We start from the raw sequence: 25,340 nt of genomic DNA, 5'->3' as shown, positions 1-25,340 counted from the left end.
GATGAATTAGGGCAAGTTAAATTGATGATATTAATCAGTAGACTAAAGCAGCTTGCCACTACATAGCTTAAAAAATTCGCTACAGCGCTTTAGAAATCGGTGTATTGGTCGATAATTAAGCTGTCGGTCATTGTATGTGAGCCAAGATTATGGATATTAAGTCAACCAATAGCGCCAGTGTAAACACGCAGAACAGTACTCAAAACACAGCCAATCAACAAGCAACAACCAGCGATACAGAACCTAAATTGACCAGCAATCAACTTAGTCGCCAAATGATGAATAACTCGATTTTAGCTGCCCAAGAAGAAGTGAGTATTGCTGCGGGCGATAAATCGATGGCGCTGCTTTATCGTGCCGCCATAGAGGCCATCAATGAGGAGCTGGCCCCCACCATGGGCGAAAATGCGGTACAAAAAAATGCTGAGGAGGGCATTGATTACTCGCCTGAAGCAACAGCCGATCGTATTGTGAGCTTTGCCACCAACTTTTTTTCGGTTCATCAGCAGCAAAATCAATCGATGGGTTTTGATGAGCAGGTCAGTAGCTTTATGGTTAAGATTGGTGAGGCTATTGACCAAGGTTTTAAAGAAGCCAGTGATATTTTGTCAGGATTGAAAGTATTAGAAGGCGACATTGCCGAGGGGGTTGACCAAACCTATGAATTAATTCAGCAAAAACTAGCTCAGTTTGCGCAAGACAGACTAGATGCTAATACGGCTAATACAGAAACCAAAGAGGCTTAATTTTACGCTATGGCATTACGACTTCATCGAGAGGTTGCGATAAATATTATAAATAAACTTAGACTGTTAATTAAGCAAATATCTGTATAGATTGGTATTATTATTTATCGCCAAATCTAGAAGGATATTCGCCATGTGGATTAACGGTACTGTACTCAAGCGCATTGACTGGAATGACAAATTGTTTTCTTTGCGTATCAAAGCTGATATTGAGCCCTTTATAGCTGGGCAATTTATTAAGCTAAGCCAAAAACGCGACGATAAGCGCGTAGCCCGAGCTTATTCACTTGTTAACCCGCCTGGCACTGATTATGTTGAAGTGCTTGCTGTGGCGGTAGAGGAGGGGCAACTCTCTCCCGATCTGCAAAGCCTAACCCCAGGTGACACAATCGAAATTACCCCTAAAGCCACCGGGTTTATGACTTTAGATGAGATCCCACAAGGCGCCTTACAAGGTAAACATTTATGGTTTTTAGCGACCGGAACCGCTGTTGGGCCGTTTATTTCTATGTTGGCAACCGATGAACCTTGGCAAAGGTTTGAAAAAGTAGTGCTGGTTTATGGTGTCAGGCTGGCTGAAGATTTAGCTTATCTTGATACCATTAAGCAGTTTCAACAAAAATATCCCCAGCAATTTGTTTTTATTCCTATCGTGACCCGTGAAGATTTTCCTGATGCACTTTCTTGTCGGATCCCTGATGGAATAAGCAGTGGTTTAATTGAACAAAAAGCCGGTTTGGGCATTAACGCTGAACATTCACAAGTGATGATTTGTGGTAACCCCGGAATGATTAGTGACGCGCAAGCCGCGTTAATCGAAAAGGGACTCAATAAAAACTTACGCCGTACACCTGGACAAATTACCGTTGAAAAATATTGGTAACTTGCATTTTTAACTAATTGAATTTCTGTAGAGGAGAGGGTGTTTACATTCTGTTGACTTAAAATACGAAAAAATTAAACAGTGCTTGCTCAATATGTGACGTTTATCTATCATGTATGCAATTGATAATTATTATCACTTATATTTTAAAAGGCTTTTACAAAGTTTGATCACAGGAGAGTGCCACAATGAAATTGCTCAATAACGTCGTATTGTTAGGGTTAGCCGGTATGACATTTTCTGCTACTGCAGCAGATCCACTGACTGTTTATTCTTATCGCCAAGCATTTTTAGTTGAGCCAATCCTAGAAAAATTTACTGAACAAACCGGCGTAGATGTGAATGTGGTCTTCGCTAAAGATGGTATTGCAGAGCGTATAGCACGTGAAGGTCGTTTATCTCCTGCTGATGTAGTATTAACTTCTGATTTTTCGCGTTTAATGGAATTAGTTGAAAAAGACTTAGTTAGTCCAGTTAATAGTCCTGCTATTGATGAAAATATCCCTGCACAATATCGCTCGCCTAATCACGATTGGTATGCACTCACCATGCGTGTACGTAATGTATACTCTTCAAAAGAGCGTACCGGCAAAATTGACATTGATTATCAAGATTTAGCGTCAGAGCAATATAAAGGCAAAATTTGTACCCGCAGTGGTAAGCATCCTTACAATGTAGCCCTTGTTGCCTCAATGATCGCCCACGACGGTGAAGCTAAAACTAAAGTATGGCTTGAAGGTGTTAAAGCTAATTTGGCTCGTAAGCCACAGGGTAATGACCGTGCCCAAGTGTTAGCAATTAAAGAAGGTTTATGTGATATCGCCATTGGTAATAGCTACTATTACGGTAAAATGATGATGGATGAAAACCAAAAGAGCTGGGCTGAAGCGGTTTATATTAACTTTCCAAATCAACAAAACCGTGGCGCGCATATCAACGTATCAGGTATGGCTTTAGCAAAACATTCACCTAACAAAGATAATGCGATCAAATTGATGGAGTTTTTAACTTCAAATGTTGCTCAAGGCATGTATGCTGAAGTGAATATGGAATATCCCGTTAAGGCGGATGTTGCGCCATCTGAACTGGTTGCATCGTGGGGCGACTTTAAAGCGGATTCACTGCCTATTTATAAATTAGCAGAAAATCATCAAGCAGCAATTAAGTTATTAGATGAAGTAAAATTTGATCTGTAATTAAGTGCGGTTTTTTCAGTATCAGCGCGTTGTTAAAAAATAATAACGCGCTGAATTAATTCGGTAGACTTTATGATCTTAGGGTTAACCAGAAGCTGGTCGCTTATTGGTTATTTGATTACTGCAGTATTATTGTTACCGCTACTTGCGCTTATTGTCCAGGCTACTCAGCCAGACGAAGCGGTATTCACCCATCTGTTTGACACGGTATTGCCTACCTATATTTACAATAGCTTACTGCTAATGTTACTTGTTGGGTTTGGCTCACTCGTCATCGCTATACCTGCCGCTTGGTTTGTGGCTCGTTGTGAGTTTCCTGGACGACGTTATTTTCAATGGTTATTGTTATTACCTCTGGCCATGCCTGCTTATATTGTCGCTTATGTTTATACCGATATGCTCGACTATGCAGGCCCTGTGCAGCGGGCAATGCGGACATGGTTTGAGTGGCAAACGCCTCAAGATTATTACTTCCCCGCTATTCGCAGTATTGGCGGCGCAGCAATTATGTTGTCGTTGGTATTGTTTCCTTATATATACCTGTTGGCTCGCACTGCATTTATGGAGCAATCGTCTCACTTATTACATGCCTCTAGAGTGATGGGGTGTGGGCCTTGGCGCAGCTTTTGGCGATTAGCCTTACCTATGGCACGCCCAGCTCTAGCCGTGGGTGTAGCCTTAGTGGCAATGGAAACCGCTGCCGATTTTGCCACGGTAAGTTATTTTGCTGTGCCAACATTAACCACTGCGGTTTACGACACCTGGCTAGGTTATGGCAGTTTAACCGCAGCGGCTAAGTTGTCGGCCATTATGTTATTGGTGGTATTTAGCATGGTGGGAGTTGAGCGTTTTGCTCGGCGTAAACAGCAATTATTTCAAAAACAGTCAAGATTAAATGAAGCTGATAGATATCATTTAGCACCAACCAAAGCATGGGCGGCGTGGAGCTATTGTATGGGCTTATTGGTGGTATCATTTATACTGCCTTTTGCTGTGCTGTGCGCATACGCTGTTGACTACTTTAGCGAAAGTTGGGATGACCGTTTTTGGCAGTACAGCATTAATAGTTTATATATAGCGGCTATTGTGAGTTTTATCTGTGTGGCTTTTGCGGTGGTGTTAATGTTTGTTCGGCGCGTGAGCCCGCGCCCAAGCGATAAGCTTGCGTCGCGCTTGAGCAGTACTGGCTATGCCTTACCCGGCACGGTATTAGCAATTGGTGTATTGGTTCCGTTGACCTATGCTGACTTTGCCATTAATGACTTAATGACATGGTTTGGTGCCAAAGGCCCCGGACTGTTATTTACGGGTAGCGTATTTGCGTTAATTTTTGCATTTTGCGTGCGTTTTGTTGCGATTGCGATTGGCAGCCTAGAGAGCAGTTATAAGCGTATTTCCCCGTCGCTTGATATGGCGAGCATCACGTTAGGCCAATCACCTCGGCAATTATTGCGCAGTGTTCACCTTCCGTTATTACGTAAAGGCATGTTTGCGGGTGCATTATTAGTGTTTATTGAAAGCATGAAAGAATTACCTGCAGCATTGTTACTTCGCCCTATTGGGTTTGAAAACCTAGCCACGTATGTCTTTCAATTTGTCTCAGATGAGAAGTTAGAGCATGGGGCTTTAGCCGCAATTGTAATTGTGTTGGTCGGGCTAGTACCATTGATTTATTTGAATCGTTCGTTGGAGCAATCACGCTAATATGTCTACGTTATCTATTCATAATGTCACCAGTGATTACCAGGGGCAGGTGATATTAAAGCAGTTAGATTTAACCCTACAACAAGGCGAAATCGTCGCGTTATTGGGTCCCAGTGGCTGCGGTAAAACCACATTGTTAAAAGCGATAGCGGGGTTACAGGCTATCAGTGAAGGTAGCATTAGCATTAATGGGCAGGTGCTCAGTGGTGATGGCGTTTTTGTTGCCAGTGAACAACGAGGCGTGGGGATGATTTTTCAAGATTATGCCTTATTTCCTCATTTAACGGTTGCTGACAATATTTTATTTGGAGTAAAAGGCTTAAATAAGCTTGAGCGCCAAACAAGATTAGAAGACATGCTTGAACTGGTTAAGTTAACCGGGCTAGGTGAGCGTTATCCTCATGAGCTTTCGGGTGGGCAACAGCAACGAGTATCCATTGCGCGGGCACTGGCATATGAGCCAGAACTTATGCTACTTGATGAGCCTTTTTCTAATATCGATGCTCAGGTGCGCCATGAGATGATGCTAGAAATCCGTGCTATTTTAAAACAGCGTAATGTCAGTGCTGTGTTTGTCACTCACAGTAAAGACGAAGCTTTTGTTTTTGCCGATCAATTAGCGTTGTTTGAACAAGGGCGGATAGTGCAACATGGCGCTGCAGAAACCTTATATTCAAACCCAAACAGTCACTACGTTGCCGACTTTTTAGGGACCACAAATTATCTCGATGTGACGGTAACCGCTGAACAACAAGTTGATTCACCTTTAGGGAGTGTCATTAGTACGACAGCTCTACCTCATGCTATCGGTTCTAAAGGGAAGCTATTATTAAGACCGCAGCAAATCTTGCTACAAGCCAATGACAAAGGCGACGCTGAAATTATCGAAAGGCGCTTTTTAGGCTCTGTTTGCCATTATCATGTTTTACAACATGGGGTGTTTTTAGAAATTAACAGCCCAATGATGAATTTTAACATTGGACAGCGAGTGCAATTAGTTATTCCAGAGCATCAGTTAGTGGTGTTTAGTGAATAATGCTAAAGTTTATTAGTTTTTACTGATAAAAATTATCCAACTAAGGCAGTTATTGATTTAAATGTGAGAGTACATCAAGTAATTTGTTTGTATTTAAGCTAAAGTGTTTTGGCTTAATGATATCAAATCAAATATGATCAAATTGTTAAGTTATAAGCATTTAGGCCGACATAAAGTATTAAGGTGGATGAGTAAATATGGGTAACCAAGTTATGCCTCGTGAACAATTAGGGATTTGCGCTGAAGGTAATTTACACAGTGTGTATTTAATGTTTAACGCCATCGACGGCGTAGAAGAACAATTACGTCCTTCAATTGCCAATGTGGCGCAATACATTTATGAACTCACGGACCAATATGCTGACAGTGCTTTTAATGGCTTTGTGGGTATTGGCGCTAATTTTTGGGACACCTTTTATCCTCAAGCTCGCCCAGCATTATTAAAGCCATTTCCGGCTATGAATGAAGGTAACCGTGATGCACCAGCGATGGAATATGATATTTTTGTGCATATCCGCTGTGACCGTTACGATATTTTGCATTTAGTTGCTAATGAGATTAACCAAATGTTTGAAGACTTGGTTGAGCTTGTTGATGAAGAGCGTGGTTTCCGTTTTATGGACAGCCGCGATTTAACCGGTTTTGTTGATGGCACCGAAAACCCGAAAGGTCGTCATCGCCAAGAAGTGGCATTAGTGGGTAATGAAGACGCAGAATTTACTTCAGGCAGTTATGTCCACGTACAAAAGTACAAGCATAATTTAAGTAAGTGGCATCGTTTACCCCTTAAAAAGCAAGAAGATATTTACGGGCGTACCAAGGTTGACGATATTGAATATGAATCGGAAGATAAGCCTCTAACCAGTCATACTAAGCGGGTTAATTTAAAAGATGATCAAGGTAAGTCGCTTGAAATTTTACGCCAAAGCATGCCTTATGGTTCGGTAAAAGAGCAGGGATTAGTGTTTATTTCTGTGTGTCGTACACCTGAGCATTTTGAGAAAATGTTACGCAGTATGGTGCATGGTGATGCTCACGGTAATCACGACCATTTAATGCTATTCACAAAAGCACTTACAGGCTCTTCATTCTTTGTACCATCACTTGATTTTTTAACTCAATTTGATGATGCTTAGCGCTTGATAAAAGAATAAAAAAAAGCAATGCGATAGCATTGCTTTTTGTATTTTGGATAACGATCACGTTGCAAAATACAACGTCGAATATTTAGTCACTTAAATCACATTTTTATTCGGTGTAATTAAACAGTGATTTAACGGTCTCAAGCGTGTCATCAATTGTTTTGATGCTGGCTGGGCAGATAAAGATAGTATCGTCACCTGCAATCGTACCTAAAATACCTTCTGGTTTACCTATTGAGTCGAGTAAACGGGCAATCAATTGTGCTGCTCCTGGGCTGGTGCGTACCACAATCATAGCTTGGTTATGATCTACGTCTAGCACGAGGTTTTTCAATGGGCTACCAGCAGTGGGCACCCCGAGTTCAGCTGGAAGGCAATATACCATCTCTTGTTTGGCATTGCGGGTACGAACCGCGCCAAATTTACTAAGCATGCGCGACACTTTAGATTGATTAATATTACCGAATCCTTCGGTTTGTAGCGCATTAACAATCTCGCTTTGGCTTCCAAAGCGCTCTTCTTTTAGAATCGCTTTAAAGGTTTTTACGAGCTCATCCTGATTTTTTGTCGCTGGCATAGTGAAAATTCATCTTATAGTTGTTATATAAAAAATTTTATAATTGTTATTCAAAAAAACTAGCTCATTTTGAATAGATTGCCTGATTAAGTCAAGAACGAATCAGATTTGTTGAATAAAAATTCATTTGCAAAGTGGAACTTTATGCTGACACTTTACGCCGAGCCGTGAACGTAAGGCAAAGCTGATTGGCAGGTATGCCTCATGATTTAGATGATGTGTGTTGTTAGCCAGAGTGTTTAGTTAATACCAGTAAAGTGTCACCGTTGGCAGCCATTAAGTTAAGCTTACCATTTGAAATATTGACGTGTTTTACCAATGATATCGCCTGCATTAATTTTGCTTCTTGCGCTATCAGATCATCAATACAAGCTTTCATGGTGGCACCTTGCGTGGCAATCTGTAATTGATGGCCTTGTTGAATATAATGCCCAAAAAATTGATTACAGCTATTATGGCCGCTTAATTGGCCATCTCGAGAAAAGGCAATATTAGCGGGACTGTAGTCAATGGCAGGTGTATTGACTACAACCTCAACATTCCATGTGCCAAGTAATTGTTGTGGTGTGGCCATTTGCGGTTGAGTTTGACAAGCGCTAAGGCCAAAAAGTAATCCTATGGCACAAAGAGTAGGCTTTATCATGCGACGAATGCTCCTATAATAAAAAGTAGCGGTTATTCTGCTACTGCGAGAATACATTTAGGCTGATAATGGTCATCTTTTGTTGGTTTAATTAACACAATTTAACCTGTAATGAGTACGTATATGATCAAACTGCTAAAAGCACTGCATTTTATTGGCATCGTTATGTTATTAGTTGGGATTTTCTTGTATTGGCAGACAGATGTAGCCCAACTTGTGAGTGGCATGTTAGTCGTTGCATCACTGATAGGCGTTGGTACATTAATTATGTCACCATTACCTGTGGCACTTGTGTTTGAGTGGGCACGAAATCAACCGACGTCAGACAAACCAAAGGAGTAGTCATGCTATTCACTATTCGCAAAGGCGTATTAAAGGACGCAGCAGCCATTGTGCAATTAGAACGCGAGCATATTAATGACGAGCTCACCCAGCCTGTTGCAGCATTGCTCGCGCACTCGTTTACTCTTAATGAGGTAAAAACGTTAATCAATCACCACTGGCTGGTGGTTGCTGAGGATCAAGGTCAAATTATCGGTTATGTCGTGGCGGCTAAGTGGGCTTTTTTTTCATCTCAACCACTGTATCGCCACATTATTCAACGGATTAAATTTGCTGATGCAGACGGTTGTGCATTATCAACCACAAACACTTGCCAATATGGACCTGTTTGGATTAACCCATCTTATCGAGGCCAAGGAATCTTTGAGGAGTTAGTTAATGAGCTTAAAAATCAGGTAAAAGACATTTATCCATTTTTGGTGACCTTTATCTCAGCAGAAAACTTACGCTCACTTGCGGCGCACAAAAATAAAGCCGCTATGCAAGTGCTCGAGAATTTTAGGTTTGAGCAACGCGATTATCAGTTACTGGTAACTCATACTCATCAATCTACTGAGGCAAACTAATGACGACGAATTTTGAAACCCTGTTTAGCCCCTATTTAGCATTGCGGTTGGCGGCTTTTGATAATATGAAATTAATTGCAGCCGTGCTAACTGAGGCTGGTGAAGCGTATCAATGTGTAGAGGCAAATCTGTTAGCATCTGCTGCCAATGAGCAGGTTAATCGTGGCTATTTTGTGCAATGGGGGGATTGCTGGTTATATTGCGGGCTTTGTAACTCTTATGCCGATCCGATTGTATTAATGACGAAAATTGAACTTGAGCAGATTGATGTCGCATCAGTGGATGTTGTTAGTGTGCCTGTGATGTCTATGCAGCAAGTGGATTTTATGTGTATTGAAAGTGCCCACTTTGATCACTGTTAAATTCACACTTTAGAGCGTTCGGCATAGTTGCATTATGACGAGGGGGCGCTGATCGCTATGGTAACGCTGATACAGCTGGAGAATATCTGCGGGAATTTGATTGGTTTGTTGTGGTGTCACTAAATTAAATTGTTGTTTTTGATACAAAGGCTGCAGTATTGCCTCAGTAAATAAAAAGCATTTTTTATCGATTAAATGCGGGTTTATGAAGTTGAGTAAATCGCTCGCGACACCTTTGCCGCGGGAGTCGGGTTTAACTAATACGCCGTTAATTAGTTGAAACTGCTCCACGGGTTTTATTCTGACAGCCGCAATAATGTTGGCTGGTGAGCTGAATGCTTTGTTTGAACCCGTTAAGGTTTGTGTCGTGATAGCTTGCGCCATTGACGGAGGTTTATCATCAGCCAGAGCAGGGGTGTGATGTTGGCAAATTACTGCAACAGACTCTTTCGCGGATACCCTAGCATAGGGCATATACTGGCGGTAAAAAAGCTTTAGCGCTGACCATTGTTTTATTTGAGTTAGGCTATCAGCACAATCCTGACTTCCACTCAGTAGGTCAGTATTTATCCAGTCTGCTTTAATCATTAGTTTTGACTTTATTTATAGGACCTGTTGATCTTTCAAGGTTGTTTTTGCAGCGAATTGTTGGCCATTACTCACATATACAACTGCGCGGCAGAGACTTCGAGGTGTAGTTATTCTACATAAAAAGTCGATAACGCAGTAAAAATGGCCAACAAACGCTGCCCGAAGGGTTCGGCTAAAAACGTTTTACTCTTTGTTGAATGGATTTTGCTTAGATGACTAGGCATCAATCCATTCGCCTCGATTAAAACGTTTTTAACTCGAACAAAATTCAATCAGCAAAGATAAACAGGCCCTAGTAACAAAAAACTGCCATAAGGCGGTTTTTTTATAGCCATGCAAGATTAATTATAAACCGGCATCTGTACGTAATATTTCAGCTTTGTCTGTCGCTTCCCAAGGGAAGATATCGCGGCCAAAGTGACCGTAAGCTGCAGTTTGTTGATAGATAGGACGCGCCAAATCTAACATGGCAGTTAAGCCATATGGACGTAGTTCGAAGTGTTGACGCACTAACTTAATCAATACTTCTTCAGACACTTTACCAGTACCGAAAGTTTCGATGCTGATAGATGTTGGCTCAGCAACACCAATAGCGTAAGACACCTGAAGCTCACAACGATCAGCAAGACCGGCAGCGACAATATTCTTAGCAACATAACGTGCTGCATAAGCTGCACTACGGTCAACTTTTGATGGGTCTTTACCAGAGAAAGCACCACCACCATGACGCGCCATGCCGCCGTAAGTGTCTACGATGATTTTGCGACCCGTTAGACCGCAATCGCCAACAGGACCACCAATGACAAAGCGACCGGTAGGGTTAATAAAGTATTTAGTGTCTTTATTTAACCACTGTGAAGGTAATACTGGCTTGATGATGGTTTCCATTACGGCTTCAATCAAATCAGATTGAGTCACGTCTTCACGGTGTTGTGTTGATAACACAATGGCATCAATACCGATAATTTTGCCTTCATCGTATGCAAAAGTAACTTGGCTTTTTGCATCTGGGCGTAACCAAGGTAATGTGCCGTCTTTACGCACTTCAGACTGACGCTTCACTAATTTGTGCGCATAAGTAATCGGTGCTGGCATTAATACGTCAGTTTCATTGCTGGCATAACCAAACATTAAGCCCTGATCGCCTGCGCCTTGTTCTGCAGGATCGCTGCGGTCAACGCCTTGGTTAATGTCCGGAGACTGCTTACCAATGGCGTTTAATACGGCACATGAATCAGCATCAAAACCCATATCTGAATGGGTGTAACCAATTTCACGTACAGTTTTACGGGTAATTTCTTCAATATCGACCCAAGCAGAAGTGGTGACTTCGCCGCCCACTAATACCATGCCTGTTTTGACATATGTTTCGCACGCAACACGAGCTTTTGGATCTTGCTCAAGAATTGCGTCTAATACCGCATCAGAAATCTGATCGGCGATTTTATCTGGATGACCTTCTGAGACCGACTCAGAGGTAAACAAGTGCTTTGCCATAATTGGAAAATCTCGTTGGTTGCATTTGAATATACGTCTAGACGTCTATTTTAATCGAAATCGAAATTGATAACACCCCCCTAATACGAATTTAACCTAAGAATTGTGCATTACATCAGCAATCTATTTTACATCTTGGATTTTTGGTTTGAATGAAAATAGGTTAACTATCTGAATTGCAGTGACTAAATGAGTATCCTTATAGTTTTTTCTGTCAGTGGGATGGTAAATGTTGGACAATTTTTTTGCTAATAATGTGATTTTAGTAGTGGAAATAGACGGCTTAATACATCACGTTTCTTTAATTAATCGTGCCAGTGTCAACAAATCATTACTGCTAATTGCACCAGATATCGACAGCGGCTTTATTGCTAACTTGAGTTAAACCTGTAGGGGAATACAAAGCCGCGTGCAATAAACATCATCGTTAGGACCAATAAAAACAACCCGAAAAATTTTAATTTGCGTCCCACCGCCTAGTAGGGGAAAATGCCTATCCACAATTGCCGTTAGATCTCACAAACAAGCAGGAGAGAGCATGTCTTCTCGTAAAGTACTCGCTAATGCCATTCGCGCCCTAAGTATGGACGCGGTTCAAAAAGCTAACTCTGGTCACCCAGGTGCACCAATGGGGATGGCTGATATCGCAGAAGTGCTATGGAACGATTTTCTAAAGCATAACCCGACTAACCCAAACTGGGCTGATCGCGATCGTTTCATTTTATCAAACGGTCACGGTTCAATGCTTATTTACTCTTTACTGCATTTATCGGGTTATGAATTACCTATTGAAGAGCTAAAGCAATTCCGTCAGTTACACTCTAAAACGCCGGGTCACCCAGAGTTTGGTTATACGCCTGGTGTTGAAACCACAACGGGTCCTTTAGGCGCGGGTATCAGTAACGCTGTGGGTATGGCCATTGCTGAAAAAACTTTAGCAGCCCAGTTCAACCGCCCAGGTCACGACATTGTTGACCACTACACTTATTGTTTCTTAGGTGATGGCTGCTTAATGGAAGGTATTTCTCACGAAGCCAGTTCATTAGCAGGAACCTTAGGCCTAGGTAAGTTAGTGGCATTTTGGGATGACAACGGTATTTCTATCGATGGTCATGTTGAAGGTTGGTTTACAGACGACACACCTAAGCGTTTTGAATCATACGGCTGGCATGTTATTGCTGGTGTTGATGGTCATGACCCAGATGCAATCCGTGCTGCAATTGAAGAAGCTAAATCAGTAACAGATAAGCCATCTATGATTTGCTGCAAAACCATTATTGGGTTTGGTTCGCCAAACAAATCTGGCAGCCACGACTGTCACGGCGCACCATTAGGTGATGCTGAAATTACAGCTGCACGTGAATTCTTAAATTGGCCACATGCACCGTTTGATATTCCATCTGACGTATATTCAGGTTGGGATGCTAAGCAAAAAGGTGTGGCGAGTGAAGCATTATGGAATGACAAGTTTGCTGCATACCAGGCTGCATTTCCTGAATTAGCTGCTGAATACGAACGTCGTGTATTAAATGGTGATTTACCAGCTGATTTTGAAGCAAAAGCACAAGCTTATATCCAAGAATGCCAAGAAAAAGCGGAAGGCATTGCCAGCCGTAAAGCTTCACAAAATGCTATTGGTTTCTTTGGTGCAATGTTGCCAGAGCTATTAGGCGGCAGCGCCGACTTAGCGGGTTCAAACCTAACGCTTTGGTCTGGTTCAAAAGGTATTCAAGACGACCCAGCCGGTAACTACATCTATTACGGTGTACGTGAGTTCGGTATGAGTGGCATTATGAACGGCGCATCATTACACGGTGGTTTTATCAACTACGGTGCGACGTTCATGATGTTTATGGAATACGCACGTAACGCAGTCCGTATGTCTGCATTAATGGGCATTCAAAACATTTTCGTTTATACCCATGACTCTATCGGTCAAGGTGAAGATGGTCCTACTCACCAGCCGGTTGAGCAACTTGCAAACTTACGTTTAACCCCAAATATGGCAGTATGGCGTCCATGTGATGCGGCTGAAACCGCAGTATCTTGGAAGGCTGCGATTGAACGTCGTAATGCACCAACATCATTAATCTTTAGCCGCCAAGGTCTTAAAGCCCAAGCGCGTACTGCTGAGCAATTAGCTAACGTGGCTAAAGGTGGCTATGTATTGTCTGATTGCGAAGGCACTGCAGAAGTTATTTTGATTGCTACCGGTAGTGAAGTGCAATTAGCCATGGATTCTGCTGCAGAGTTAACTAAGCTAGGTCAAAAAGTGCGTGTGGTTTCTATGCCATCAACCACTGAATTTGACAAGCAAGATGCAGCATATAAAGAATCAGTACTACCAAAAGCTGTTACTAAGCGCGTGGCCATTGAAGCTGCACATGCTGATTTTTGGTACAAGTACATTGGTTTTGAAGGCGGCGTAGTAGGCATGACCACCTTTGGTGAATCTGCGCCAGGCGGTGACTTACTTAAGCATTTCGGCTTCACTGTTGATAATGTCGTAAAAACTGTCCAGTCTTTAGGATAATCGCTTGCCATTAAACACTTATCTATTAAGTGTTTAATCTGTATAATAACGACCTGCAATGCAATTGTAGGTCGTTTTTTTATGGCTGCAATTTCACAAAAATAATATGCTAAGTCACTCATGTTTCGGCTTTTTATATAACTGACTTAATAACATGTGCTTAGGTTAATTACTCTGGACCCTAAATGATTCGAGTTGCAATTAATGGATATGGTCGAATTGGCCGCTCAATTCTTCGTGCATTGTACGAGTCGGGTAAACGCCAGCAAATTCAGATTGTCGCGATTAATGAACTCGCCAAACCTGAAGCCATTTGTCATCTTACACAATACGATACTACCCACGGACGTTTTAAGCACACAGTCCGCCTCGATGGCGACAAGCTGTTGATTGGTGATGACAATATTCAATTGTTTAATCAAGCTGATGCCAGTTTATTACCCTGGAGCGAGCTTGATATTGATATTGTATATGAAGCCACTGGTAGTTTAATCGACCGTCAAGCTTGCGAGGCGCACATTCAAGCGGGTGCTAAGCAAGTGTTGATCAGTCACCCATCGTCTGCCGATGTTGATGGCACTATTGTTTATGGTGTTAATCATGATTTATTGCGTCCTGAACACACAGTAATTTCAAATGCGTCATGCACAACTAATTGTATTGTGCCGGTTATTGATGTGCTAGATAGGCATTTTGAGGTTAAAAGTGGCGCAATAACGACTATCCATTCGGCCATGAATGATCAGCAGGTGATTGACGCTTACCACGATGACTTGCGCCGTACGCGTGCTGCTGGGCAATCTATTATCCCGGTAGACACCAAATTAGCCCGGGGTATTGAACGTATCTTGCCTCACATGCAAGATAAGTTTGAAGCGATTTCGGTAAGGGTTCCCACTATTAATGTGACCGCGATCGACTTATCTGTCACCCTCGATAAAAAAGTCGATATTGAACAAATCAACAAAGTGTTAGAACTTGCGTCAAACGGCAGTTTTAATGGTATTTTAGGCTATACTGACGAGCCGTTAGTGTCGTGTGACTTTAACCACGATCCGCGCTCAAGTATTGTCGATGGCACTCAGACCCGTGTTAGCGCCGGCCACCTGGTCAAATTATTATTGTGGTGCGACAACGAATGGGGTTTTGCTAATCGTATGCTCGATACGAGCTTAGCTATGATCCAAGCTAAACAAGTGCAATAGACATCAATCAATTTATCAGTAATGGGTATTAAGCCGGTTACGTCCAAGTTTTGTTTTTAACTTAAAAAGGAAAGGCTAATTATGGCAATTATTAATATGACAGATTTAGATCTACAAAATAAGCGCGTGCTTATTCGTGAAGATTTAAATGTGCCTGTCAGTGACGGTGTGGTGACCAGTGATGCGCGTTTACGTGCGTCGTTGCCAACCATTCAACTAGCATTGCAAAAAGGCGCCGCCGTGATGGTGATGTCGCATTTAGGTCGCCCAACAGAGGGGGAATTTAATGCTGAATACTCAATGCAGCCTGTTGTTGACTATTTAGCAAAAGCATTAGATTGCCCAGTGCGCCTCGTGAGCGATTACCTTGACGGTGTTGAGGTTAAAGTGGGTGAAGTAGTGGTTTTTGAAAACGTACGTTTTAACGTAGGTGAAGGTAAAAACGATGACACATTGGCCAAGAAAATGGCAGCATTGTGTGATGTTTACGTTATGGATGCCTTTGGTACGGCGCATCGTGCTCAAGCATCTACCCATGGTGTTGGTGTCTATGCCCCGGTGGCGTGTGCTGGTCCGTTATTAGCACAAGAGCTCGATGCATTAGGCAAAGCGCTTGATAACCCAGCGCGCCCAATGGTGGCCATTGTGGGTGGTTCAAAAGTATCAACTAAGTTAACGGTACTTGAAAGCCTATCAAGCAAAGTTGACCAGCTTGTAGTGGGCGGTGGTATTGCCAATACCTTTATCGCAGCTGCCGGTTATAAAGTGGGCAAGTCACTATATGAAGCCGATTTAGTTGAAGAAGCTAAGCGCCTTGTGGCTAACGCCCAAAGCCGTGGTGGTGATATTCCTGTGCCAACCGATGTGGTTGTGGCCAGTGAATTTAGCCCAACAGCCGCGGCAACGCTTAAATCAGTTGCGGATGTAACCGACGGCGATATGATTTTTGATATCGGCCCTGATAGTGCAGAAGCACTGGCAAAAATTATTGAACAAGCCGGTACCATCGTCTGGAATGGCCCTGTCGGTGTATTTGAGTTTGATCAATTTGGTGAAGGCACTAAACGCATCGCGCAAGCGATTGCAGAGTCAAAAGCATTTTCTATTGCGGGCGGCGGTGACACGCTAGCCGCGGTAGATAAATATAACATTGCTGACAAAGTGTCTTATATCTCTACTGGTGGTGGTGCTTTCCTTGAGTTTTTAGAAGGCAAAGAATTACCTGCAGTGGCAATGCTTGAAAAACGTGGCGCATAAGTTCACGTCTTAAGTTATTGTAAATAAAAATATAATTATTATAAGAAAATGCGCTGTTACAACTTAACGGAATGAGGTTGTAGCAGCGTTAAAAATCCGTCCAAACGATAGCGACCTAGGTGAGCAATCACCCTATTAATGGAGAACAAAATGGCTCTTATCTCTCTACGACAACTACTTGATCATGCTGCTGAGCATGATTATGGCGTCCCTGCATTTAACGTAAACAACCTTGAGCAAATGCGTGCGATTATGCAAGCGGCTGAAGCAACAGACAGCCCTGTGATTGTGCAAGCATCTGCTGGTGCACGTAAATATGCTCGCCCACAATTTTTAAAATACCTTATGGCAGCGGCTCTTGAGCAGTATCCTGATATTCCTGTGTGTATTCACCAGGACCACGGTACTGATCCTGATATTTGTCAGCGTTCAATTCAGTTAGGTATGTCATCTGTAATGATGGATGGCTCTTTAATGGCTGACGGTAAAACTCCTGCATCGTATGAATACAACGTCGACGTCACTCGTCGTACTGTTGCATTTGCTCATGCATGTGGTGTGTCAGTTGAAGGTGAAATTGGTTGCTTAGGCAGTTTAGAAACTGGCCAAGCAGGTGAAGAAGATGGCATTGGTGCAGTTGGCACTTTGAGCATGGACCAAATGCTTACCACTCCAGAAGAAGCGGCTCGTTTTGTTGCTGACACTCATGTTGATGCATTAGCGATTGCAATTGGTACTAGCCATGGTGCTTACAAGTTTAGCCGTAAGCCTACCGGCGATGTGTTACGTATTGACCGCATTAAAGAAATTCATGCACGTATTCCAAACACCCATTTGGTTATGCACGGTTCTTCGTCGGTACCGCAAGAGTGGTTAGAAATCATTAACCAATACGGCGGTGAGATCCCAGAAACTTACGGTGTACCATTAGAAGAAATTGTCGAAGGCATTAAGCACGGTGTGCGTAAAGTGAATATCGATACCGATTTACGTTTAGCCTCAACAGGCGCTGTGCGTAAATTCTTAGCTGAAAACCCTGCTGAATTTGATCCTCGTAAATTCTTAAAAGCATCGATGGAAGCGATGGCAGACATTTGTACCACTCGTTATGATGCATTTGGTTGTGCTGGTATGGGGTCTAAAATTAAGCCTAAGTCTTTACAAGCAATGTATAAAGCGTATCAATCTGGTGAACTTGATCCAAAAATCATGTAAACCAAATTAACGAATATTGTTATTAAATAGCCCACTGAATTCAGTGGGCCATTTTTTTGTAATGTAATGACGAAAAATGTTGATATTTTAAGCGTCATCACCCATGATCTGCGCCCTTAAAATGTCATAGTTAATTGCTATAACCCCACCAAGATTTCATTTTACACTCACAGTAGAACAGCTCATGCACTCCAATTCAGATAAGCCTTTATCCTTATTTTCATTAACTTGGCCCTTGTTCGTTGACTTTGCTTTGCACTTTTTAACGGCGGCGATTAACACCTTTATGATCAGCCATGTGTCTTACCAAGGCGTCGCGGCGTTATCTGTCGGTAATATGGTGTTTGAGCTGGCGATTACGTTATTTAGTTTCGTCAGTATTGGCGCAAGTGTAGTGATCACCCAATACTTAGGCTCAAAAAATAAATCCGCAGCCAGCGCGGTGGTGTACTCGTCTATTGGTTTTAACTTTTTAGTGGGTCTGGTAGCCGCAGCCGCTATTTTATTAGGCTCTACCACTATTTTGAATTTAATGAATTTACCCGCAGAGTTAATGGCCGATGGTAAGTTGTATCTACACATTGTCGGCTTTTGTCTGATTCCTGAAGCCATGGCAATGTGCTTAGCGGCAGGCATGCGTGCTCATGGGTTTACTCAACAAGCCATGTGGGTCACTTTGTCGATGAATATTATTACTTTTGTGGGTAACTTATTGCTGCTTTACGGTTGGTTTGGCATACCGCAAATGGGCGTCGCTGGCGTTGCGATAAGTACGGTTGCGGGGCGTCTCGTGGGTGTTACCATTATGGTGGTATTGTTTGTGCGTTATACCGGCATAAAATTACATATACCAAGTATATTACGTCCAGACACAAAGATGCTTAAAAAGGTGTTTCATATTGGTTTACCTGCGGCGGGTGAAAACTTGTCGTGGATGCTGCAATTTATGGTAGTGACATCGTTTGTGGGGTTAATGGGCGATAAGGCGTTGGCTGCGCAATCATTATATTTTCAAATTTGTATGTTTATCTTGTTGTTTGGTCTCTCTATTGGCATTGGTAACGAGATTATTATCGGCCATATGGTGGGCGCTAAAAAGCTTAAAGCGGCAGAGCATCAAATGTACCGCGCGTTAAAGTTAGGCTTAATGGTGACCACTGTCGTTGCGTTAGTTGCTGCGGTTTTAGGACCCAATCTGGTGGCTTTGTTTACTGATGAAACCGACATAGCCCTGTTAGTGGGTCAGTTATTCATCCTCACGTTATTGATGGAGCCTGGCCGCACATTTAATCTTATTGTGATTAATGCACTGCGTGCGAGTGGTGATGCTAAGTTCCCATTCTTTATGGGAGTGTTTTCTATGTGGTGTATCGCGGTGCCGGGCGCTTACGTACTAGGGATTCATTTTGAATTTGGCTTGATAGGCATTTGGGCGGCATTAACATTAGATGAGTGGGTCAGAGGGCTAGCGATGCTATGGCGTTGGCGCAGTGGTCGCTGGCAGTCCAAAAGCCTAGTTGCTTGATGTTAATGTAAGTTGTTTCATGTTGATTGCGGTCACATTTTTGTCAATCCTGCATTGAAAGTGGTAATATGCCTGCAAATTTAGACTAGATAGCCATCTAAACGATTTGTAAATCGTAAATAAAGGACGTAATGACATGAATAAACTGCTACTTACCGCAGCTATTACACTGACCATGCCATTTGCAGCACACGCTGGAAGTGATTTTGTTGAAGGCGATGCCACTTTTGCTGGTGAAGCTGAGTTAGGTGCGACATTAACCACTGGTAACACTGATACTTCTTCATTAAAAGCACGTTTAGCTTTAAAGCAAGAGCTAGGCAACTGGGAAAACCAGTATGTGTTAGAAGGGTTATATAAAGAAGATACCGAAGAAGTCACCGCAAAACGTTACTTTTTTGGCATACAAGGCGATTATCAAATAAATGATGTTAGCTATGCGTTTGCTAACACCAACTATGAAGTTGATCCATTCACCGGTTACGACTTTACCTCTACAACCTCTGCGGGTTACGGTTATCGATTTATTGATACAGAAAGAATGTCTTTAAAAGCTGAGGCTGGTCCTGGTTATATTTATCAGCAGCTTGACGATGAAACTTCACTAGCTGAAGGTTATGACAGTGATGACAGTATCGTGCTTCACGCCGTGGTCGACTTTCAAACTAAAGTCGGTGAGTCATCTAAGTTTCAGCAAAAATTTGTTGCTGACTGGGGTGAAAAATTAGATGGACGCTCAGAAACCTCGCTAACGGCGAACATTATTGGCGCATTAGCGATGAAGTTTGCTGTAATTGTTCGTTATAACAGTGATCCGCTTGATGACAAGAAAAGCACTGACACTGAAACTAACATGACATTGCTTTATTCATTTTAAGCCAATGTCATCGTGAAAAAGCTGGCTTAGCCAGCTTTTTTTATGCCTGCGTTTCGAGCAAGTAGGGGGGTGGATGATGTCATTAGGGGTTTTTCCTTGCTGACATAGCGTAGAAAGTGGATATTGTTGGTATTATTCGCTTTATTGTACCCCAGTGATACATAGCTCATAAAACCGTCATATTCGGGGGGCGGTTCACGTAATAACAATCTTATTAGCTTGTTTTAATGGCATTTATTCAAATTAGCTTGGGTTTAGGAGTATACTTTTTTATCAGTAGCGACGCTGAGACAGTACCATGCAAATAGGATGTTGTTGGTTTGATAAAGAGCGACGTTTGTTAACTGATCAGGCAAAATCGACTCAGTGGCATTTAAACGATCATGAATATTGGGTGCTAGAACAATTAGTTCTGCATCGGGGTCAAGTTGTGCCATTAACAATGCTCGAAACCGTAGTGCTCGACAGCGGTGCCCACCAATTATCTCAAAATGAACTCATCAGCATTATTTATCATGTTATTGATTACTTATGTGCTAAGCATTCTAACCTTGTAGAGTACATCCCACAGCAAGGTGTCATTCTTTATCCTGCTACTCACGGTAAACATACTAAAATACTCGACTTACCTAACCGGTTACTGACCTGGGGTCAGTACGGGATTATTATTTTGGCATTATTGGCAGTGCTACTGTTTGTGTTGTCTAATCTTCATCCGCCGTTATTTGCAAAAGCAGATGTCATAAGGCAGGTACTCACTGCAGATGGGCAAGTGGTGCAATTATCGGTATTTGATAATCAATCCCCACAAGATGCCATTTTGCATGCTGATTGTTTATCCACTCAATTACAGCAGTGCCATGATGTACGTTGGAACTCAATCAGCGCCGCGATGTCTACAGATCGCCATTATGTGAGCTTTATTTTGAGTCAATCAGAGTCGCAATCATTGCAGTTTAAAAATATTAAATTATCTGTAGATGACATGCACTCGCCATTTATCACTCAAGAATGGCTGCATAAGGTGCTGATTTGTGGTTAACAGAATAGGATTTAAGTGGCGAAAAAGAGCGCGGCGATTATTACAATCAAAGCGAGGAAAGTTGTTGTTTGTATTAACGTGGGTGTTTGTCTTATTTACTTTTACTCACGCGCTTGAACGTTTTGTTCCCCTGCATCAAGAATGGCACTTGTCTTGCCGTGCTGATAGTTATTTTGACCCGCCACAAACCCAGGCAGCTTCCTCTGTTGTCAGTGAATTATTGTTAACCTTCACACTTGAAAATCAACATGCTGTTTTGCGTTACCATTTGGGTAATGAATTATCGTCAGCGGAATCAATTGTGTTGCAAGGTGATGTGGTTAAAGTCGATTTTTACGCCTTGAATTATGAATTACAAATGAGGCTAAAAAACAAAAAAATAAATGATGACAGTATCTTACTTGGATATTTGTTGAATGAGTTAACGGTAAGTGAAACACAACTTATTAATGGTGAAACATTACCGCTAGAGGTGCAACTCAACAGTATCAACGATGACCAATCGCGGGCAACTTTAACATTTATACCCAGTAATAGTATTTGGTCTTGTGAGATAATACCGGCAGTTCTGCCTCAGCCACATTGAATAAATTCATCTTTAGGTTAATATCGATAACATCGGCGAAACTTTAAATGGTATGTAATTTAAAACAGTGGCAAAAGTTAAAGTAAAACAAGAAGAAGCGTTATCAATCAAATTTAGCCATCAAATGGCTCCCGGGGATCAGCGTACATTTGATTTGTACTTCTATTTGCCTACAGAGATGGGGATCGGTTCACACACTCTCGATGAAGAAGAATATTATCATAGTGGTATTTTAGGCCGTCGTTCATATTACTCCAAAGGTTTACACCTGCCACTCGTTCAGTCTCGTTTTATTAGTTTAAACAAACGGACTATGGAAGAGTTTCGTTTATACCTTAATTTATTTGCCTATCAATTTGCTGTCGCTATCGAAACTGACGGTAAAGAACTGCGCCAAAAAAGTGATGCCAGTGACTTCTATCTGGCATTAGACGAGCTGTGTGATGTGGTGGGTCAATTACTCAAAAAATTTCGTCGTAATGAACCGAGCGATCCCAAATGGAAATCATATTTTGAACACGCAGATAATTACCTTTCGTGGTTTTGTGAGCAGCAATTACTTAAAATATTAGCTCATTCGCCTCGTAGTTCAGACTTTAGCGAAGTGAAAGATAAGGCTTTGGATTTATGTCGTAGCGAAAACTATTATCGCGAACAAGTGTGTAAATACAATTCGATGCAAACCCAACAAGATGCCAATCGGATATCGAATAAAATGCTGTTGCTACGACGTCTTATCCAGCAAGGCGTGGTATTAAAAGAAGAGTTAAAACCACTTGGCATAGGGTTAAAGAAGTTTGTCACAGGCCTTGCTACCGGTTTGGTGATGTTAGTCGTGTCGGCGTTAATTATTAAAGCCCAGGGCTTTTTTAATGGTTTAACCTTAACCCTAGTCCTTACGCTTGCGGTAATTTACGGGTTTAGGGAAATCTTTAAAGAAGATTTTCGTAATGCTATGTGGCGTTTTATTCAACGCGGTCGTCCACGTTGGAGCCGTATTTTGCGCGACACTAGTACTCAAGCGATTGTCGCTAAGCAGCTAGTTTGGCTTGAGTTTATGCGCTCGCAAGACATTCCAGATACTGTGTCTGAAATCATGAAACATCGAAATAGCCAAAATAAGGTCGACTCGACTGTGTTGCATTACCGTATTGCCACTAAAGTGGCGAATAAACCTTTTGAGGCCGGATATTCAGAAATTCAAGAGCAGGTTAACTTCAGCTTAGTGCCGTTTGCTCGTCATTTAGAACGCGGTAAAGCCAAGATTTATAAAGAGTCTGACGGTAATATCAGTAATGAATCTGTTGAGCGCCGTTATCAAGTGAATCTTGTTGCTGTGTTACGAGATGGTAAGCAACAGCCTGAGTATGCTCGCTTTAAAGTCACGATGAATCGCTCAAATATTGTTGAGATTACCGAAAGTAAACTGCCTGATAACATTCAACCTTTTACATCTGAAGCTGACAGTAACTTACACGAAGAGACTCAGGTCGTAGATCATCACCAAGTCGAACCCTGACCCAATAAACAATAAGCCAAGGTTCGGCTTATTGTTAATTGAGGTGGTCGGCATAGGTTGGGCGAGTAAACGCTTGGCAAATATTTTGGTCAACCGACTGCTTAGCCCGCTTTAGAGCAATTTCAGCATTAGCCAGATATTGCTCTAAACTTTGCGGAGACATATACCCTGCAATACCAATGTTAATCCCTTCAGCCAACTGGTTTTCAGCTAAGCAGTGCATCACATTCATTGCGTATTGATGTGCACTAGTGGCATTGGTCTCTGGCAATAAGATCACTAACTTACCGAGTTGCCACTGGGCTATTTGATAGTTAAGTGGTAATTCGATTAACAATTGTAATTCAATGTCTTTTTGGCGTTTTTCTAGTTGACTCATGTTGCCCATACTACTGAAAATGCCTTCAGGGTTAATGTCCATTACTAACAAGCTCGATTGAATTTTGGTTTGCTCATTGAGATTATTGAAGTGATGCTCAAGTTCGGTTAGTCGTAAAACAATGGCGCTACTATGGCCAAATACGTTACTGCTATTGTGTACGGCTACCGTGGGGACTGTTTCTTCAAAGGTACAAATTAAGTATTCAATATCACCATCAAATGTAAGTTGCCCAGCCAATGTAGTTTTTAGACATTGGTTATAACGGCTTTGCGTAAACGGCATGATTTGCGCAGTCCATTCACCTTGTAAGCTAATTTGGGCACAAATGTTTTGCCACTGGTTTTTAAGCTCACTACCCAATAAATCGGTTATAGGGATATCGGTTTCACCATTGAGTACCATGAGGTGATCGAACTGACTATTACATTTAATCAACTTGCCGCTCGAATCCGTTAATGCAGTGGCGACGGCGCTGTCGCTCAACAGTTGATACAAATAGGCTTGACGTTGGCTGTCATATAAAATGGTAATATCTTCAAAGGTAACCAACCAATATGACTCTTTGCTATTGGGGCATAGCTCACTTCTTATGTGGGTTTGTAAAGTGCTATTAACACTCTCAATACTCACTTCGCCGCGCCATTGTTGGTGATGCGCTAAGGCTTCTTTTATTTGCTCAAAGCGCTCGTTATCGAGTTGCAATACACGTTGAAAATTACGATCTGTTAAGGTGTCGATCGACAAGGCTAGCGCTTTGGCTGCTTTAAAGTTGGCACTGCTTATTCGGCCGCTATCATTGACTATCAGGCAGCTCATTTCACTGTTAAACAGCCCATGGCTTAACTGTAAGCTATTGAGTTTAGCTCGGCGCTCAAGCACAAACAGGTGTCGTAATACGATTAAGGCCGACGCAAGTAGGGCTATTAATACTCCTGCAATTAAAATCACCATGCGCCATTCTAGATAGCGGGAAGCAATATCATCGTGACGGATATACGACAATAAAAAGTATTCTCTCTTGGTTTCGTATTGGCTGGTGAGCTCAACTTTTAAATAAACAAATGTGGCATCGTTACTATAAAACTGGCCAAAATTATTCATTGCCATGTCTTTCCACAAATCGGGATAGGTTTGCTTGAGACTTGACCCTAATGAGTCTGGCATATTGCTTAAAGGTTCAGGTTGATTTGCTCCAGCATATAAAAAGCCTTGAGTGTCGAGTAACAACATAGGCGAGTTTTGATTAAAAAATGCCGGCTTGATTGACTCAAGTAATTTGGTGATTGAGTTATAAGTGACTAAATAACCTTTAACGCTTTGGTCGGGGTTTTCTATCCAAGATAATTGATAAAAGTAGGGCTCAAGCCGGCCATCTATGGGGGTGAATGACATTGGCGACGTGTAAATGTCGCTGCCACCCATATTGCGGCCAGAACCTAACAGCGCGGCAGGTAGTTGCATGTTGTCAAAGCTGTCGGTGGTTGAAAATCGTAAATGTCCTTGCGGGTCGTACAGAGACAACCCTAGCAGCTCAGGAATGTTCTGGGTGAGCGAACTCCAGCTGTCGGTGACTTTACGTTGTTGCGCTATTGAAGGCTGCTGCAAATATTGTCTAAGTAACTCAGCTTTAGCAAAGGTTTGAGTTCTAAATTGTAGAAACGCGACTTTATCCGACGCCAACGAGGCGACAGTTTGCAGTTCACTGTAACGTTGATCTGCCCAGTCTTCTTGTAAACGGCGTTCGCCTAGATTTACAACCATGTTGGTGATAATAAACACCGCAATGAGCAAGATAATTAATTGGCTGAGTAGCGATAAAATATGCTGCTGTGACCATCGTGCTGCTTGTGATGAAATTAATAACGGATTAGAAGAGCTTACCACTTTGCGTTTAAACATTGAGTTACTTTTTTA

24 protein-coding genes are annotated in these 25,340 nt (G+C 42.1%); 19 read left to right on the top strand and 5 right to left on the bottom strand.

What is annotated here, in order from left to right:
- Positions 1 to 149 precede the first annotated feature (149 nt).
- From IEY48_RS05440 to IEY48_RS05415, 6 genes are all read left to right on the top strand, one after another.
- The gene (locus tag IEY48_RS05440) at positions 150 to 746 is read left to right on the top strand and encodes a DUF5610 domain-containing protein (RefSeq protein ID WP_188918078.1); all 597 of its coding nucleotides are present in this window, start codon (positions 150 to 152) and stop codon (positions 744 to 746) included.
- Between the two features lie 133 nt (positions 747 to 879).
- Complete coding sequence (locus IEY48_RS05435) at positions 880 to 1,629, top strand: ferredoxin--NADP reductase (RefSeq protein WP_188918076.1); 750 nt, start codon at positions 880 to 882, stop codon at positions 1,627 to 1,629.
- A gap of 188 nt (positions 1,630 to 1,817) precedes the next feature.
- Positions 1,818 to 2,825 carry an extracellular solute-binding protein gene (locus tag IEY48_RS05430; RefSeq protein WP_188918075.1) on the top strand — a complete coding sequence of 336 codons (1,008 nt, stop codon included), beginning with the start codon at positions 1,818 to 1,820 and terminating at the stop codon, positions 2,823 to 2,825.
- Between the two features lie 72 nt (positions 2,826 to 2,897).
- On the top strand, positions 2,898 to 4,529 hold the full coding sequence (locus IEY48_RS05425; RefSeq protein WP_188918073.1) for an ABC transporter permease: 1,632 nt from the start codon (positions 2,898 to 2,900) through the stop codon (positions 4,527 to 4,529).
- Position 4,530: 1 nt separating this feature from the next.
- A complete protein-coding gene (locus tag IEY48_RS05420; protein WP_188918071.1) occupies positions 4,531 to 5,565 on the top strand; it encodes an ABC transporter ATP-binding protein in 1,035 nt (344 codons plus the stop codon).
- Between the two features lie 197 nt (positions 5,566 to 5,762).
- Positions 5,763 to 6,701, top strand: coding sequence for a Dyp-type peroxidase (locus IEY48_RS05415; protein ID WP_188918068.1), 939 nt, complete (start codon positions 5,763 to 5,765; stop codon positions 6,699 to 6,701).
- A gap of 112 nt (positions 6,702 to 6,813) precedes the next feature.
- Here IEY48_RS05415 and argR read toward each other — a convergent pair whose 3' ends face one another.
- Complete coding sequence (gene argR, locus IEY48_RS05410) at positions 6,814 to 7,284, bottom strand: transcriptional regulator ArgR (protein WP_188918066.1); 471 nt, start codon at positions 7,282 to 7,284, stop codon at positions 6,814 to 6,816.
- Positions 7,285 to 7,510: 226 nt separating this feature from the next.
- Complete coding sequence (locus tag IEY48_RS05405; protein ID WP_188918064.1) at positions 7,511 to 7,927, bottom strand: META domain-containing protein; 417 nt, start codon at positions 7,925 to 7,927, stop codon at positions 7,511 to 7,513.
- A 123-nt stretch (positions 7,928 to 8,050) separates the two neighbouring features.
- Here IEY48_RS05405 and IEY48_RS05400 point away from each other — a divergent pair, with 123 nt between their 5' ends.
- The 3 genes from IEY48_RS05400 to IEY48_RS05390 are packed head-to-tail and all read left to right on the top strand — an operon-like array spanning position 8,051 to position 9,197.
- On the top strand, positions 8,051 to 8,269 hold the full coding sequence (locus IEY48_RS05400; RefSeq protein WP_188918063.1) for a hypothetical protein: 219 nt from the start codon (positions 8,051 to 8,053) through the stop codon (positions 8,267 to 8,269).
- 2 nt (positions 8,270 to 8,271) lie between these two features.
- Positions 8,272 to 8,835, top strand: coding sequence for a GNAT family N-acetyltransferase (locus IEY48_RS05395; protein ID WP_188918061.1), 564 nt, complete (start codon positions 8,272 to 8,274; stop codon positions 8,833 to 8,835).
- Positions 8,835 to 9,197 carry a hypothetical protein gene (locus IEY48_RS05390; protein WP_188918059.1) on the top strand — a complete coding sequence of 121 codons (363 nt, stop codon included), beginning with the start codon at positions 8,835 to 8,837 and terminating at the stop codon, positions 9,195 to 9,197. Before IEY48_RS05395 ends, IEY48_RS05390 begins: the two co-directional genes overlap by 1 nt.
- A gap of 9 nt (positions 9,198 to 9,206) precedes the next feature.
- On the opposite strand, the gene IEY48_RS05385 is transcribed toward IEY48_RS05390, so the two are convergent.
- Entirely contained in the window at positions 9,207 to 9,785 is a 579-nt protein-coding gene (locus tag IEY48_RS05385) for a GNAT family N-acetyltransferase (RefSeq protein WP_188918057.1), read from the bottom strand.
- A gap of 348 nt (positions 9,786 to 10,133) precedes the next feature.
- Positions 10,134 to 11,285 (bottom strand): methionine adenosyltransferase, encoded by a 1,152-nt coding sequence (gene metK / locus IEY48_RS05380; RefSeq protein WP_188918055.1) that lies wholly within the window; start codon positions 11,283 to 11,285, stop codon positions 10,134 to 10,136.
- Positions 11,286 to 11,514: 229 nt separating this feature from the next.
- Between metK and IEY48_RS05375 the strand changes: the two genes are divergently transcribed.
- The 10 genes from IEY48_RS05375 to IEY48_RS05330 all read left to right on the top strand — a co-directional run bounded on the left by IEY48_RS05375 (position 11,515) and on the right by IEY48_RS05330 (position 23,044).
- Positions 11,515 to 11,670, top strand: a complete 156-nt coding sequence (locus IEY48_RS05375) for a hypothetical protein (RefSeq protein ID WP_188918053.1) — start codon at positions 11,515 to 11,517, stop codon at positions 11,668 to 11,670.
- Between the two features lie 153 nt (positions 11,671 to 11,823).
- Positions 11,824 to 13,818 carry a transketolase gene (gene tkt / locus IEY48_RS05370; protein ID WP_188918051.1) on the top strand — a complete coding sequence of 665 codons (1,995 nt, stop codon included), beginning with the start codon at positions 11,824 to 11,826 and terminating at the stop codon, positions 13,816 to 13,818.
- Between the two features lie 185 nt (positions 13,819 to 14,003).
- Positions 14,004 to 15,023: an erythrose-4-phosphate dehydrogenase gene (gene epd / locus IEY48_RS05365; RefSeq protein WP_188918049.1), complete on the top strand. Its 1,020-nt coding sequence runs from the start codon at positions 14,004 to 14,006 to the stop codon at positions 15,021 to 15,023.
- Positions 15,024 to 15,104: 81 nt separating this feature from the next.
- Positions 15,105 to 16,280: a phosphoglycerate kinase gene (locus IEY48_RS05360; protein ID WP_188918047.1), complete on the top strand. Its 1,176-nt coding sequence runs from the start codon at positions 15,105 to 15,107 to the stop codon at positions 16,278 to 16,280.
- Positions 16,281 to 16,430: 150 nt separating this feature from the next.
- The gene (gene fba / locus IEY48_RS05355; protein ID WP_188918045.1) at positions 16,431 to 17,495 is read left to right on the top strand and encodes a class II fructose-bisphosphate aldolase; all 1,065 of its coding nucleotides are present in this window, start codon (positions 16,431 to 16,433) and stop codon (positions 17,493 to 17,495) included.
- Between the two features lie 184 nt (positions 17,496 to 17,679).
- The gene (locus IEY48_RS05350; protein WP_188918042.1) at positions 17,680 to 19,020 is read left to right on the top strand and encodes an MATE family efflux transporter; all 1,341 of its coding nucleotides are present in this window, start codon (positions 17,680 to 17,682) and stop codon (positions 19,018 to 19,020) included.
- 136 nt (positions 19,021 to 19,156) lie between these two features.
- Entirely contained in the window at positions 19,157 to 19,897 is a 741-nt protein-coding gene (locus IEY48_RS05345) for a DUF481 domain-containing protein (RefSeq protein WP_188918040.1), read from the top strand.
- Positions 19,898 to 20,234: 337 nt separating this feature from the next.
- Positions 20,235 to 20,939 (top strand): hypothetical protein, encoded by a 705-nt coding sequence (locus tag IEY48_RS05340; protein WP_188918038.1) that lies wholly within the window; start codon positions 20,235 to 20,237, stop codon positions 20,937 to 20,939.
- Between the two features lie 64 nt (positions 20,940 to 21,003).
- Positions 21,004 to 21,525, top strand: coding sequence for a hypothetical protein (locus IEY48_RS05335; RefSeq protein ID WP_188918036.1), 522 nt, complete (start codon positions 21,004 to 21,006; stop codon positions 21,523 to 21,525).
- A gap of 67 nt (positions 21,526 to 21,592) precedes the next feature.
- The gene (locus tag IEY48_RS05330; protein ID WP_229786334.1) at positions 21,593 to 23,044 is read left to right on the top strand and encodes a hypothetical protein; all 1,452 of its coding nucleotides are present in this window, start codon (positions 21,593 to 21,595) and stop codon (positions 23,042 to 23,044) included.
- Between the two features lie 34 nt (positions 23,045 to 23,078).
- Here IEY48_RS05330 and IEY48_RS05325 read toward each other — a convergent pair whose 3' ends face one another.
- Positions 23,079 to 25,325, bottom strand: a complete 2,247-nt coding sequence (locus IEY48_RS05325) for a PAS domain-containing protein (RefSeq protein ID WP_188918034.1) — start codon at positions 25,323 to 25,325, stop codon at positions 23,079 to 23,081.
- Positions 25,326 to 25,340 lie beyond the last annotated feature (15 nt).

Origin of the sequence: Shewanella saliphila, assembly GCF_014648295.1 — a bacterium.
Classification (GTDB): Bacteria; Pseudomonadota; Gammaproteobacteria; order Enterobacterales; family Shewanellaceae; genus Shewanella; species Shewanella saliphila.
This window is presented reverse-complemented; position numbering and strand designations above follow the sequence as displayed.